Annotated in this window: 12 protein-coding genes and 1 pseudogene; 9 read left to right on the top strand and 4 right to left on the bottom strand. The window is 59.3% G+C overall.

The genetic code is table 11. The annotated features are described in order from the left end of the window. The first annotated feature begins 41 nt into the window (after positions 1 to 41). From LMQ14_RS15980 to LMQ14_RS15970, 3 genes are all read left to right on the top strand, one after another. Positions 42 to 1,319: a glycosyltransferase gene (locus tag LMQ14_RS15980; protein WP_267730545.1), complete on the top strand. Its 1,278-nt coding sequence runs from the start codon at positions 42 to 44 to the stop codon at positions 1,317 to 1,319. 273 nt (positions 1,320 to 1,592) lie between these two features. Next, entirely contained in the window at positions 1,593 to 2,393 is an 801-nt protein-coding gene (locus LMQ14_RS15975) for a TylF/MycF/NovP-related O-methyltransferase (protein WP_267730544.1), read from the top strand. 185 nt (positions 2,394 to 2,578) lie between these two features. Next, on the top strand, positions 2,579 to 3,367 hold the full coding sequence (locus tag LMQ14_RS15970) for a TylF/MycF/NovP-related O-methyltransferase (protein ID WP_267730543.1): 789 nt from the start codon (positions 2,579 to 2,581) through the stop codon (positions 3,365 to 3,367). Positions 3,368 to 3,372: 5 nt separating this feature from the next. On the opposite strand, the gene LMQ14_RS15965 is transcribed toward LMQ14_RS15970, so the two are convergent. Continuing rightward, complete coding sequence (locus tag LMQ14_RS15965) at positions 3,373 to 4,647, bottom strand: glycosyltransferase (RefSeq protein WP_267730542.1); 1,275 nt, start codon at positions 4,645 to 4,647, stop codon at positions 3,373 to 3,375. A 50-nt stretch (positions 4,648 to 4,697) separates the two neighbouring features. Beyond that, positions 4,698 to 5,957, bottom strand: coding sequence for a glycosyltransferase (locus tag LMQ14_RS15960; protein ID WP_267730541.1), 1,260 nt, complete (start codon positions 5,955 to 5,957; stop codon positions 4,698 to 4,700). 573 nt (positions 5,958 to 6,530) lie between these two features. On the opposite strand from LMQ14_RS15960, the gene LMQ14_RS15955 reads away from it, so the two are divergent. Together LMQ14_RS15955 and LMQ14_RS15950 are read left to right on the top strand one after the other, a co-directional pair. Continuing rightward, positions 6,531 to 6,758 carry a hypothetical protein gene (locus LMQ14_RS15955; RefSeq protein ID WP_267730540.1) on the top strand — a complete coding sequence of 76 codons (228 nt, stop codon included), beginning with the start codon at positions 6,531 to 6,533 and terminating at the stop codon, positions 6,756 to 6,758. Positions 6,759 to 6,760: 2 nt separating this feature from the next. Beyond that, positions 6,761 to 7,630, top strand: coding sequence for a glycosyltransferase family 2 protein (locus LMQ14_RS15950; RefSeq protein ID WP_267730539.1), 870 nt, complete (start codon positions 6,761 to 6,763; stop codon positions 7,628 to 7,630). Positions 7,631 to 7,652: 22 nt separating this feature from the next. Here the strand turns inward: LMQ14_RS15950 and LMQ14_RS15945 are convergent, their stop codons facing one another. Next, on the bottom strand, positions 7,653 to 8,450 hold the full coding sequence (locus LMQ14_RS15945) for a cephalosporin hydroxylase family protein (protein ID WP_267730538.1): 798 nt from the start codon (positions 8,448 to 8,450) through the stop codon (positions 7,653 to 7,655). A gap of 534 nt (positions 8,451 to 8,984) precedes the next feature. Next, positions 8,985 to 9,746 carry an NAD-dependent epimerase/dehydratase family protein gene (locus LMQ14_RS15940; protein ID WP_267730537.1) on the bottom strand — a complete coding sequence of 254 codons (762 nt, stop codon included), beginning with the start codon at positions 9,744 to 9,746 and terminating at the stop codon, positions 8,985 to 8,987. 496 nt (positions 9,747 to 10,242) lie between these two features. On the opposite strand from LMQ14_RS15940, the pseudogene LMQ14_RS15935 reads away from it, so the two are divergent. From LMQ14_RS15935 to LMQ14_RS15925, 4 genes and pseudogenes are all read left to right on the top strand, one after another. After that, positions 10,243 to 10,531, top strand: a pseudogene (locus tag LMQ14_RS15935) (IS256 family transposase); the annotation flags it as partial. A gap of 165 nt (positions 10,532 to 10,696) precedes the next feature. Next, on the top strand, positions 10,697 to 11,932 hold the full coding sequence (locus LMQ14_RS15930) for a class I SAM-dependent methyltransferase (RefSeq protein ID WP_267730536.1): 1,236 nt from the start codon (positions 10,697 to 10,699) through the stop codon (positions 11,930 to 11,932). A 15-nt stretch (positions 11,933 to 11,947) separates the two neighbouring features. After that, complete coding sequence (locus LMQ14_RS28295) at positions 11,948 to 12,526, top strand: dTDP-4-dehydrorhamnose 3,5-epimerase family protein (protein ID WP_420714521.1); 579 nt, start codon at positions 11,948 to 11,950, stop codon at positions 12,524 to 12,526. Positions 12,527 to 12,935: 409 nt separating this feature from the next. Continuing rightward, positions 12,936 to 13,898, top strand: coding sequence for an NAD-dependent epimerase/dehydratase family protein (locus LMQ14_RS15925; protein WP_267730535.1), 963 nt, complete (start codon positions 12,936 to 12,938; stop codon positions 13,896 to 13,898).

The raw sequence follows: 13,898 nt of genomic DNA, 5'->3' as shown, positions 1-13,898 counted from the left end.
GCTTGCTTAGGCCGACGGGAAGTGATAGGTCTTGCCTCGCGATGAAATTTGCTCTGGCATGTTATGGAACCCGGGGGGATGTCGAGCCCTCGCTCGCTGCGGGGCGCGAACTGCTGCGCAGAGGGCACGAAGTTCGCCTGGCCATCCCGCCCAACCTGCTTGGCCTGGCCGAGACGGCCGGACTTGACGCGGTTGCCTATGGACCGGATATGCAGGCGTTCTGGGACGACGAGTTCCTGCGCAACTTCTGGTCCAGATTCCGTCGCACGTTCTGGACCGTCAAGGGTCCGATCAAGTTGGTGCAAGAAGCCTGGGAACCCGTGCTGCGGTCCTGGACGGATATGAGCGAGACCCTGACGGCGCTGACCGCCGGGGCCGACGTGCTCTTCACCGGCCAGCTCTACCAGGACCTGGCGACGAACGTCGCGGAGTACTACGACATCCCGATGGCAGTGCTGCATTACATCCCGATGCGGCCCAACGGGCAGCTCATCCCGAACCTGCCGTCGCCGCTGGTACGTACTGGTATGGCGGCGTACGACTGGATGGTCTGGCGGATGAACAAGAAGGCCGAGGACACGCAGCGCCGCAAGCTCGGCCTGCCGAAAACCACCTGCGCCTCCCCGCAGCGGATCGCCAAACGCGGATCGCTGGAACTACAGGCCTACGACGAGGTGTGCTTCCCGGGCCTGGCGCGCGAATGGGCGAAATGGGGCGAGCGACGGCCGTTTGTCGGCGCGTTGACGATGGGGTTGACGACGGATATCGACGACGAGGTCGCGGCGTGGGCGAACGCCGGAACACCGCCGATCGTCTTCGGCTTTGGCAGCATGCCGGTCAGCGAAACGCCGACCGACACGGTCGAGATGATCGCCGCGGCCTGCGAGCAGTTGGGCGAGCGGGCGTTGATCTGCGCCGGTTGGGCCGACTTCAGCGAAGTGCCGCATTTCGATCACGTCAAGGTGGTCGGTGCGGTGAACTACGCGAAGGTGTTCCCCAGCTGCCGCGCGGTGGTGCATCACGGGGGCTCGGGCACCACGGCCGCAGGGCTACGTGCCGGGATCCCCACGCTGATCCTCTGGACGGCGGGCGATCAGCCGTTCTGGGGCGGTCACCTCAAACGGCTGAAAGTCGGTGCCGCCCGGAAGTTTTCGCTCACCACCAAGGACACGTTGATCGAGGATCTGCGAGAGATCCTTACCCCGGAATTCGCGGTCAAAGCACGGGCACTGGCCGCCCAGATGACGTCGGCGGACGACAGCGTCAGCCGCTCAGCCGATCTGCTGGAAAGTTTCGCTCACAACGGGCGTTTTGCGTGATCGGCGCTACGGCGAGGCGGGGCGCGTCCGGGTAAGCGGCGTCGAAATCGCTCTTCAGCACCGCGGTTCGGGAGTCATGCGCCCGGTACTCAGCTAACATGCTTTGGGGGGTCGGTACGGACGGCATCTTGAACCCTTGGGTGGCAATGCGGGATCGGGATGACTGGTCGAGCGGGGAGTTGACGAAAGACTGTGGAACGCGTCGGTGACGTACAAGGGCCTCTAGGCTCGATGATTGGAAGTAGTGGCATGCGAGGAGAGGGCGTTTCGACCGTGACTGATTACGACTCGCGGTCTGCTTATCTCGACCTGCTTCGTCGTGACCTCACTCGATATGGTCAGGATGAGCTGGTACCGGTCGGGTGGTATCGGCTGGGGCGACCACTGTTCAATGCGCGGAATTTCATGCTGGTGCGCAAGCGCCCGTTCAATCAATATGCGCGAGATCGCGGCTTGGATTGGCCGGCTGATGCCTTGACCATGATTGGTATGCAGCGGCTGGCCAGCCTGCAGCAGTGTGTGGAGACGGTGCTGGCCGACGGGGTTCCCGGTGATTTGGTCGAGTGTGGTGTGTGGCGTGGCGGGGCTTCGATTTTGATGCGTGCGGTCCTGTCGGCCTACGGGGACCAGACGCGGCGTGTCTGGCTTGCTGATTCGTTTGCGGGTGTGCCTCCCCCGGATACGGCGAATTACAAGGCGGACAAGGGCATTAGGCTACACCGGCATGCGAACGTCTTAGGGATTCCAGAGGCGGAAGTCAGGGCGAATTTCGAGCGCTATGGGTTGCTCGATGAGCAGGTCCGATTTCTGCCGGGGTGGTTCAAGGACACGTTGGCCGATGCTCCGATCGGGCAGATCGCGGTGTTGCGGCTTGACGGTGATCTGTACGAATCGACGATTCAGGCTCTCGATGCGCTTTACCCGCGTTTGTCGTCGGGGGGTTTTTGCATCATCGACGACTACTACGCCCTGAAAGCGTGTGAGCAAGCGGTCTCTGACTACCGCGAGAAGCACGGAATAACCGCCGAGATCGTGGAAATCGACGGCACCGGCGTGCTCTGGCGCAAGCCCTGACCACCAGACAGCCCTAAGACCTGGTCCGGTTCCCAAAAGTGCGAACGGCAAGTGTCGTTCGCCGGAAATCCATGCCTACGAACGTGTTTGCTGTACTAGGTGCCGCGCGATAGGTCAAGTGACTAGGTGGCGAACCCATCCGATTCGCCGGAGACGCGGTGGGCGCCAATGTTATGGTTGCCGCCGTGGCAAACGGTCTAGACGTTAAGACTCGCCTGCTGATGTGGTGGGTGCGCGGTGAGTATTGGCTCGCCCGCACGGTGCTGCCCGACGTCTACGCGAGCGACGGCCTGATCAGCTTTCACAATGACGCGTTCCTGGACAACCCCGCGTTCCAGCGCGCCTACAAACGTGGCGCGCGTGCCCTCCCTGACCAGGATTGGTACCAGTGGCAGTGGCGGGTGCACGTCGGGCTTTGGGCGGCGGAGAGCGCGAGCAAGCTGGACGGCGATTTCGTCGAGTGTGGCGTCAGTTATGGGTTCTTGAGCAGCGCCATCATGGAGCACCTGGACTGGGATCGGCTGGGCAAAACGTTCTATCTGCTCGACACCTTCGCCGGAATCGATTCGCGCTTCGTCACTGACACGGAACTGCAATCCGGGGAGTTTGAGCGAAGCCAGCTAAAGCTGCGCAATGGGATGTACGTCAGCGGCGTCGAGGGTGTGCGGGCCAACTTCGCCCAGTGGAAAAACCAGCGCATCATCGTCGGCGCGGTTCCGGAGACCCTCGACCAAGTCGAGGCGCGCACGATCGCTTACCTCCATCTCGACATGAACTGTGCGCCACCCGAAGTCGCCGCGCTGCGCCATTTCTGGCCGCGACTGACGCCGGGCGCCTTTGTGCTCCTCGACGACTACGCGAATCGAGGGCGCGACGAGCAGCGTGCCGCCATGGATGCCGTCGCAGCCGAAGTCGGCGTGGTCATCTGCGCACTACCCACCGGGCAGGGCCTGCTGATCAAGCCGGCCCAGTGACCGGCTCAGGCGGAGGCGTTTCTGCGGGCGGCGTCTTCTAACAGATCGGCAGTGCGGCCGATGCTTTCGGCGGGTTTGGTCATCCGGGTAGCGAGTTCGCGGGCGCGGGTGGCGTATTGCGGGGCCAGGATCTCGCGCAGATCCGCGATCAGCGTTTCCTGCGTGGCGGTCGAAAAGCGCCGGGCGGCACCAATTTTCAGCCGTTTCACCTGAGCTCCCCAATAGGGCTGATCGGCCGAGCTCCACAGAATCAGCGTGGGAATGCCCGCGCGCATGCTTGCCGCGGTGGTGCCCGATCCGCCGTGGTGAACCACCGCGCGGCAGGCGGGGAAAACCGTCGCGTAGTTCACCGGGCCCACCAGCTTGACGTGGTCGGGATGCGGCACGTCGGCGAAGTCGGTTCCGCCGAAGCAGACCAATGCTCGCTCACCCAACGCCGCACACGTCGCGCCGATCATTTCGACCAACTCGGTCGGAGATTCAACCGGGATGCTGCCCGAGCCGAAGCAGATCGGGGGTGTTCCCGCGGCGATCCACGACGTGACCGAGTCGTCGGCATCGGTGGCCAATTCCATCGTCAGCGCACCGACAAAGGGTCTGCGGCCATTCCATTTCGCCCATTCGGCCGCCAACCCGGGAAAGCACACCTCGTCGTAACCCTGAATTTCCAGGGATCCTCGCGCGGCGATCCGTTGCTGTGAGCGACATGTCGCGTTGGGCAGGCCGAGTTCATGGCGCTGCTGGTCCTCGGCCTTCTTCGTCGAGCGCCAAAACAGCCACTCGATCGCCGTCATCGACGAGCGGACCAGCGGTGCCGGCATGGTCGGGACGAGCTCGCCGTTGGCCCGCATCGGGAAGTGATGCAAGGTGGCCAGCGGGATGTCGTAGTGCTCGGCCACATTGGCCGCGGCCTGCTCGAAATTGATGCCGGTCGACAGCAGGTCGGCCCCGTCCGCCATCGACATCAGCGTCGTGCTCACCTGGTCCCAGTGCACGATGATGGGTTCCCACACCTTGCGGACCACCTTGATCGGACCGGTGATCGTCCAGGCGCTGCGGAAGAAATCCGTCCACATATTGCGCAGGAAGTCCTCGTCCAGGAATTCCTCTATCGGTGGCCCATAAGCCACGGCCTGCAGCCCTGCCGCCTCGGTGAAGTCCAGCAGTCCAGGAGGGACGGCCAGGGACACTTCGTGCCCCCTGCTCTGCAGTTCGCGGCCGACGGCGGCGGATGGCTCGATATCGCCGCGGGTTCCATAGCTTGCCAGGACAAATTTCATCAGGAGCCAAGCCTTTCAGTTGCCGTCCGACGGCGCCATCCGGGATTGCTTCAGCTAGTTTTCGCTGCCGGTATGCGTGCGAAATTTTCTAGGAGATCGGCTGTCTTGGCGGCGCTTTCCGCGGGTGTGGTCATCCGGGTGGCGATTTCGCGGGCTCGGGTGACGTAGTCCGGGGCGAGGATCTCCCGCAGGTCGCCGACGAGCGTTTCTTGAGTGGTGGCGGAAAAGGGCCGGGCGGTGCCCACCTTCAGTCGTTTGACCTGGCCGGCCCAGATCCGCTGATCGCCCAGGCTCCAAAGGCTCAGCGTGGGAACTCCTGCGCGCAGGCCCGCGGCCGTGGTGCCGGCACCGCTGTGGTGGACCACGGCGCGGCAGGCGGGAAAGACCGTCGCATAGTTCACCGGGCCGACCACCTTGACGTGGTCGACAGGTCGCACGTCGCTGAAGTCGCTCCAACCCGAGCACACCAAGGCTCGCTCGCCCAGCTGCGCGCAGGCGGCGCCAATCATCTGCACCGTCTCGACGGGAGACTTGACCGCAGTGCTGCCGAAGCCGAAGAAGATCGGGGGAGTGCCGGCGGCGATCCACGACGCGACCTCGTCGTCGGCCTCGGTGGACATCTCTATCGTCAGCGTGCCCACAAACGGCCGTTGGTCGCCCCATTTGGCCCATTCGGATGCCAGCCCTGGGAAACACGCCTGGTCGTAGGCTTGGATCTCGAGAGATCCGCGTGCGGTGATCCGTCGGGGCGCCGGACCCGTTGCCTTCGGCAGGCCCAGGTCACGACGTTGCGCGTCCTCGGCCTTCTTCGTCACGAACCGTTGCGGCCAGTCCAGCACCTTCATTGCGGTGCGGACCAGCGGTGCCGGCGCGCCCGGAGAGAGCTGGCCGTTGGGCAACATCGGAAAGTAGTGCATGGTGGCGAACGGAATCCCGTAGTACTCAGCGACATTGGCGGGCACCTGAGGGAAACCAGGGCCGCTGAACAACAGATCGACTCCGCCCGCAAGCGTGACCAGCGTCTTGCTCATCTCGGCCAGCGAGACTGTCAATAGCTCCTGGGTTTTGCGCCAGGAGTCGATCACCTCCCGGATCTTCCAAAACTTGCCGAGAAAGTCCACGTCCCAGAACCCCTCCTGCTGGTCCGGCCCGTAGGCGACCGTCTCGAGCCCGGCCGAGTCGACCAGGCTCACCAGGTTGGGCGGCACGGCCAAGCGGACTTCATGCCCTCGGCGTTGCAGTTCACGGCCGACAGCGGTGCTGGGTTCGATATCGCCGCGGGTTCCATAGCTCGCCAGAGCAAACTTCACAACCTGTCCTGCCTTCCGTGTGTCGAACAGTAGGACGACGCCGCTGCCATGACACTGGTCCTCGACTCTCAGATGCGCTTTGGCTGGGTGGCCCCGCCCAGCTGGCCGTTGGTTACCAACAGTGGCACCAGCGGACGCTCGCTGTCCCCTGATTGCAAACCATGGTATGACCGAAATGCATCTCGTGATGCGACCGGACGGCCGCTGATCGGCGTTACGGCTTTAGCACACGCAACGCAGGTAACCGTCGGGTCACACGGGGTTCGAGGGCAGTTGGATGACGGCGCTGCTTAAGCGGTTGGGATGCGACGTGTATGGCTATGTCCTGCCCCCAAAGGGAAACCGAGCCTGTTCGAATTGGCGTCGGCGCGCAAACTACTCTCCGGGGAAACGCTTGCGGACATCCGCGATCCTTTAAACTCGTGGAGTCATTGCGCATCGCACAAACCGGCTCTGGTGATCCACATGGCGGCGCAGGCGTTTGTGCGGCGAAGTCATGCTGGGCCGGTCGAGGATGTTGGTTTCGGGATAGGGAGAAGAGTATGAAGTGCGAATTAAGATAGGAAAGCGCCCGTGAACGAGCATGAAAAAGTTTGCGCTGAATGTGCCGAGGAAGTCGCCGAACAGGGCAAAACCCAAGAGCTTACGCACCTTTCTTCTCAATGGACTTCCGCGTCTACTAGTGCTCGATACTCATACCATTTCGCCGCGCTTAACCGCCCTCAGGATATTGCGGCGACGATTGTCGAAGACCTGCCGATCTCAGTGGCGCCACGCGGGTTCCTGCGCAGGAAGATGTGAACGTGAATGGCCAAGTTCGAATAAGTATCGGCATTCCCGTCTACAATGGCGAGGCGTCTCTTGAGCAGGCTCTCAGATCTATAAGTTCTCAGTCGTTCCGTGACTATGAGGTGATCATCTCTGACAATGCGTCCACGGATAATACGGCGCAAATTTGTCGAGAAATGGCTGCAATTAATCCGCGAATTAAATACTTCCGCCAGCCAAATAATATTGGCCCTCATGCCAATTTTAAGTTCGTATTGGATAAAGCAGTCGGTGAATATTTTCACTGGCTCGCTGCAGACGATACGCGGTCAGACAATTTCTTGGAATTGAATATCAACTTCCTGGAGGAAAATGTCGACTATGTAGCGTCAACCTGCCCGAACAGGTTCAAAGGGCAGGCTGAAGCGGACAATGTCACCTTCTCGCTTGTCGGCACTCCGGGCGAACGCTTTGCGGGCTTTTTGGACCACTGCTGGCAATCTCAAGCTGTGTACTACTCTGTCGTTCGGACCGCAATCCTGCGCCAATGTGATTTCATCGGTCAGCCATTCTGGGCGGCAGATTGGGCGATCGATCTGTTCCTTGCCTCGCGTGGAAACATAAATCGAACCGATGACGGCTGGTTAGAACTCGGTGCGTCGGGAGACAGTAGCCGCGCGGACGCATGGCGTGTTCTCAGTAATGGCCGCATCGAAGCTGTACTGCCGTTCTTTACTTTCTCGGCCTATGCGCTCAAATTGGCCAAATCTTTCCCTCTGACCGAAAGAGTGTCACTATTTTCTCGGCTTATGGTACTCAACTGGCGCGGGGCCTATGGGAAAGCATTCACCGCGTTGTATCAGCGGTACAAGGCCGGCCGGTCTGCACCCAATGCTGAGGGGTAACTGAACAGCTAAGAAGCCCACGTCACCGGATCCTGCGGAGAAAACCGTCCGGCGCCATGGTTATTTGTAATCTTTGCGGAATTTTCCGGTCAATCTCGAACTCGGAATGCGATTTGAGGAATTCCCAGACTGCCGTCTTCGGGTTGTTGCCCCGACTCCACGGCCGGTCGGGAAAATTGCCCGCGTCGCCGCCCAAGTCTTCAATGGCGGTATCGAATACCACGCAATAGCTATCCGGCGTCACCAGAGGCGCATAGGCCCACAATTCGGCGAGCACATGCTCATGCGTGTGGTTGCTGTCGAGACAGACCAGTACAGGGCCATCGCCGCGCGCCAGATCATGAATCTGTTGAATTATGTTCGGCTCAATGCTAGATCCTTCGATCATCGTAATGTATTTAAACATTGGATGGGCTTCTATCGCGGTCCGATTATGAGGCCGTATGTCGATATCGACGCCGATGACCTGCCGGCTGGGAGCCTGCAGGTCAAGCGGTACGTCATTGGCGAGCGCGTCACATAAGTCAAGCAACCCGAGGACGGAAGCACTGAGGATCAATGAACCTCCATGTGCGATTCCCGTCTCGACGATCACACGAGGCTTAATCCTCCAAATCAACTCCTGTAGACAGACGATGTCCTGCGGGTATTGGATGATCGGCCGGCCGAGCCACTCGAAGTTGTACGAGTAGCGACGCATAACGCTTTGATTGGTCCATTCCGCAGACAGGCGAGCCATTTCTTGGTCTTTGGCGAGAGCCTCCACATTCTCGATCACGCTCCGCTGATGGTCGGTCTGAATTCGTTCGGCCACGTTCATGCTCCTAAGGTGATTCAGGGCCCCAGCTCGAGCGGAGTCGAGAGCCGAGCCCGCCGCAGAGGAAGATATTTGTGTCGATTTTCAGTGTCTTCTTGCCCGAGACGCCGGTGATTCGAGCCGGGTGTCTGGACCCGAAGGTCGCGATTAGGGGACGCATCGGGGAGTGTTCACCATGTACTGAGGATGATGTCGACCGCTGCACAGGCCTGGCGTAAGCGCCGGTCACTTGCACCGCCGCAGAAATCTGCGCAGTGGACGTAGTCCGGGGCTTGAGTCCCAGCCGGCAACCCAGATCGCTTCGCGACTCGCTCCACCAGTTCGTTCATGTAGAGATCATTTCGGACTGGATGTGTTAGATCCGATTCATTTTTCGTAAGTCGTCGAGATAGCCCGGGTGTTCGCGAACGTGCCTTTTGAACGGCAGGCGGGCGATCGTGAATTCAATGAGAGGAGGCACACTTCGATGGGTCCGGTATCGCCATGGGCAACGTGCAGATATATCGGTGTAATATCATTCCCATTGCGCTATCTCTTTCATGGCACGCCAACAATTTTCGGAGGATCGAAAGCGTTGTCCGGTTTGGCGTCGAACCGCAGTAGGTCACTACGTCCATACTCGGCGGCTATCTCTTCCACGAGTTCTCGCACGGTGATTCCGTGTCCTGAGCAGATGTTGACGGCGCCCTCGCGATCACTTAGCGCTGTGTCGACGATCATCCGGGCTGCGTCTTTCACGTCCATGAAATCCCTGACCTGGTTGCCGCGCGACAGAAGCACGTCTTCGCCCGCGGCCAGCTGCCGGCGTACATAGGGCACCAACCGCTGTTCAGGCTCGCCTTCGCCGTGCGGGTAGAACAGTCGGCACCAGGCAAAGCTGTTGTCTTTGAGGGCGAAGTAGTTGAGCAGGGTCATGTAGGCAGACGCTTTGCACGCGGCATACAACGTGGTGGGTATCAATGACGTGTCGGTAGTGAGAACACCTGGGGCCGAATCGTATTCAGCGCATGTGCCTATCCCGACGAACCGGCCACCAGTGTCGGCGAACGCCTCGGCCAGTCGTAGGGTGCCGGTGAGGCAGTTGAGGTTGTGCAGTGAGTTGAGATATTTGCCTGGTTCGGCGTACCAGGCGAGGTGGATGAGGGTGCTGGATTCGGTGACGAGTTCGGTCAAGTCGGACACGTTCTCTGTGAACAGGTCTCGCGTAGGCACGGTGGTGAGCAGCGTATGGGTGGGCAGGTTGGTGGTGCTACGCCCGATTGCGCGCACGGGTATGCCGCGGTCGAGCAGGTCGGCCACTACATGCCTTCCAACGAAGCCGGTTGCCCCGGTGACAGCGACAGTCACGTCCACACAGGGCCGCAGCCACAACGGTGGGGTCGCTGAGAATCATGCGGGTGACCTTGGTTGCAGATACAGGAACACTCATGCCGGTAACCGATGCCGGCGCCACCAGGATCTTGGCAGGGAGTCGAACAGTGGGGGCAGGCTCCGTCGCAGTCGGGGAGCCGAGCAAGCTGGCAGCCGTAGATGTCGGCGACAGACTCCATGGGTCGGGATAGTAACCCACCTCCATGGCTGGTGCGCCACGATTAGTCGTCGGCCTCGGGGGTTCGGAGTAGTCGGCCGGGTTGCCGTGTCGCTCCAGCGGCATCGGTGGCTTAGCGCACCTCGAGCTCGGTGATCGATGGCTTGGTGTACGCGATACGCGGCTTCATAGGAAACTCAATTCAGGAACCGGCATCACGAAACTCGCGCCTGGTCAACAGCATCAGTGCAGAAGTGACTCGGGGCGCAAACGTCGACGTCGCTGCGATTGGGTGTAGCACCCACGCTGGCGCGCACGCTGCGCTCTCCCAACGCCATCGAGTCGATGATCTCGGTCTGCCGCGAACACGCAAGCAACGTCAAACGCTGGCGCGACGGGCAGATGGCGCTGCGCTGGTGCGCCGCCGGCATGGTCGAAGCCGGCAAACAGTTCCGCCGCGTCAACGGCCACCTGCACCTTCCCAACAGTCCGCGCTGCACTCGAACGCGAAACCGCCGAACCTGTAGTGCACAATGACCAGGTGAGCGCAGCCTGATGCTCACCGGACCGCCACCGAAGTTCCACGGAACTCGGGACAACCTCGCCAGATCGTCACACCGACTTCCGCAGGACATCGTAGTAACCTACTATCTGGCTGCAACATGGATGAATAGCAAAAGACGACATAATATTCTTGGAAATCGGTATCTAGGGAGTAAGCATGGCTGAGTTGATTTCAAGACGTGGGTCTTCCGAATGCCGTGTCTGCGATTCCGACAATCTTGTTAACGTTTTGGACCTCGGTGCACAACCCCTGCCAGCCGAATACGGATACAGCCAAGATGAAGTGAAAGATGCTTTCCCGCTTTACCTACGCATTTGTCCCCGTTGTGGACTTGGGCAGTTGGGCGAGTACGTTTTACCTGAGCGAATCTTCCATGCCAAATACCCCTATCTTTCCTCGGCAAGTTCGACGTGGGTGAAGCACGCGAAACAGTACGCCTCGGTGATGGCAGAAAAGCTTTCACTCGACGCTTCGAGCCTTGTCGTGGAACTAGCCAGTAATGATGGGTACTTGTTGTCCGAATTTCGCCAGTTGGGCGTAGCGGTGCTCGGAGTCGAACCTGCGGCTAACGTGGCTGAAATTGCCCAGGCAACGGGTGTTCCAACCATCTCCGAATTTTTTGGTGTGAAACTTGCGAAAGTGCTGGTTTCTGAGCACGGCCATCCGCGACTGATTGTTGCAAACAATGTGTTTGCCCATGTCCCTGATATGCATGATTTCACTGAAGGGATGGCGATTCTTGCTGACGACGAGACCGTTATAACAATTGAAAACCCTTCGTTCTCAGTTCTTTTGCAGCAGGCGTTGTTCGACACGATCTACCACGAGCACTACTCTTATTTAACCGCGCATTCTGTCAGGGCCGTCGCACAGTCACACGGACTCGATTTGTTTCATGTGGACCATTTGCCGACTCATGGCGGTTCGAATCGATATTGGCTAAGCCGGAATCGCCCGCCGGATGAAACTGTTAAAGCAACGTTAGATGCCGAAGTCAAGGATGGGTTATTTGAGCCTGAAATGTGGGAGTCTTTCTCGCAGCGGTCCAGGACCGCTATTTCTGGGCTTCGTGAGTGGCTGACCGAACGGAAGCAGGCAGGAGACGTCGTGGCTGGCTACGGGGCTGCGCACAAAGGTAACACCTTTTTGAATGCAGTGGGCGAAGCATCGAAGAACTTAGTCTACGTCGTTGACGCTAGCCAGGAGAAGCACGGCAAGTTCCTTCCGGGGTCCCAAGTGCCAGTTCTCCCACCTGATGAACTCAATGCAGCAAAGCCCACTGATGTGCTGATTTTGCCTTGGAATATCGCCCCGGAGCTAGCGAAACGTATAGAGGTACTTGCTCCGCAGGCACGTATTTGGGTGGCCCAACCGTCGATGCGGCAGATTTGAACGGAGTTATTTATCTTGGAACTTAAGACCACTGCTTTAGAAGGCCTGTTCGTGCTTAAACGGCCTGTTAGGCGGGATCGGCGCGGCTTTTTTAGCCGATTGTTCGGTGCCGACGAACTCGCTGCCGCTGGTCGTCCTACTGCGGCGATTCATGTTAACTCGTCAACCTCAGTTGAGGTCGGCACGCTGCGGGGCCTCCACTTCCAGTTTCCACCGCACATGGAAGCCAAGATCGTTTCTTGTGCTGCAGGCGCTATCTGGGACGTCGGCGTTGACCTTCGGCCTCAGTCACCAACTAGGTTTCAATGGTCCGGGACAGTCTTGACGCCTGAAAATGGCGTTAGTCTAGTGATACCGGAAGGTTTTGGGCACGGGTTCATCACGTTGGAGCCAAATTCGACCGTTGTTTACGTGGTATCTGCTGCATACGCCCCAGATCATGAGTCGGGTATTCGATTCGACGATCCGATGTTGGGGATAGAATGGCCAATCGCTCCGCAAGTGTTGTCCGAAAAGGACCTCGAATGGGGCCTAGTTGCTGATCGCCTTAGCGAACTTGACTCAGGTTTTGGCGAAGCCTTTGAGACCGGGTAAGTCTTTGCCGATTTCAGCAGGCTCGGGCGGCCGCAGTTTAGATCTAGATTAACGCCCGCAGTAAATATGCCGTCGTTCCACTGGCGGTTCACCAAATCCGGCCACGAGGCCGCCGGTCGAGGCCGCCGCCGCGGTGCCGGCGCGTCCCGAACGCATCGAGGATGTGCCGGATTGGCGCACCTCGACGCTGATCCCGGCCCCGGCTGCCCCAAGGGGGCCCCGGTAGGGTCAGGAGGCACTGCGGCGACCAGTTCCCGGCTGCCCTACGACGTCCTCGGCGCGGTGGCCCAGTTGCCCTAGCCATATACTTGGTCGGGTACGTTCAGCGCGTGTTGGTACCGCGACGACCCGATAGCACGGCACGGGGAGCTAGGAGGACCTTTTCCTTGATTAACCCAGCGCCGGCCCAATGCTCAGCGTCCGAATATGCGGCCCCCCGAGATCGGCTATCGTGAGAAAGGCAATTATCACGGGCGCGACTGGACTGGTCGGCTCAGCAGTCGCGAAACATCTCGCCGCTCGAGGGGTAGAGGTTCTGTGCTTGGGTCGAAAGCAGCTTACGGAGACCGAGGCGGCAGCTGTAATCGGCTCAGAAAATACCAGATATTTGGCAATCGGAATGGAAACTATCCAAACTTTAGCGGACGCTATGGATCAGATTCATTGGAACCCAGGCGACTCTTGCGTATTTTATCACTTCGCATGGAGCGGGCGGGAAAAATTGGTAGACGGTGACTTTCGCGATCAGTTCGTGAACGCGATCTACACAGCGAACGCCGTCGCTGCAGCGAAACATGCAGGCTGCATAAAATTCGTGAGCGCAGGGACGATGGAGGAAACCTTCGCAGAATTATACCTGGCGGGACGTACGCAACTCTCATCATACGAGTCCTCACAGGCTAATTACACGATTGCGAAACTCGCTGCTCGAGACATGTCAAAAATGGTCGCATATCTTGAGAAAATAGATTACATCCACACGCGACTCTCGGTACCGCTCGACGAATTCCTAGTCCGGGGCGGATATGTATGTTCGACGACGAGAAAGATTCTCAGGCGAGAGCCGTACCAAATGCCGTTGAACGGTCAGCTATTCGACATAATCATCACTCAGGATGTGGCTGAAGCATACTTTCGACTAGGCCAGCGAGGAAAAAACAAGGCGGACTACTTTATCGGAACCTCTAGGCCGAAGACTCTGCGAGAATATTTTGAAATTTGTGAGCGAATAAGAGACGGCGATCTTAGCTTCCCGGCCGATTCAGGAAAAGGTTGTGCCGCTAATGATCTTTTCTCGATCCAAAGGTTGGTTGACGACACAGGCTTCGTTCCGTCCATCTCATATGAAAACTTCGTTCGATCGTTGGTGTAG

It is taken from the genome of Mycobacterium sp. Aquia_213, assembly GCF_026625985.1.
Taxonomy (GTDB): domain Bacteria; phylum Actinomycetota; class Actinomycetes; order Mycobacteriales; family Mycobacteriaceae; genus Mycobacterium.
Note: the sequence above shows the minus strand (reverse complement) of the source record. Positions and strands in the feature narration are given on the sequence as shown.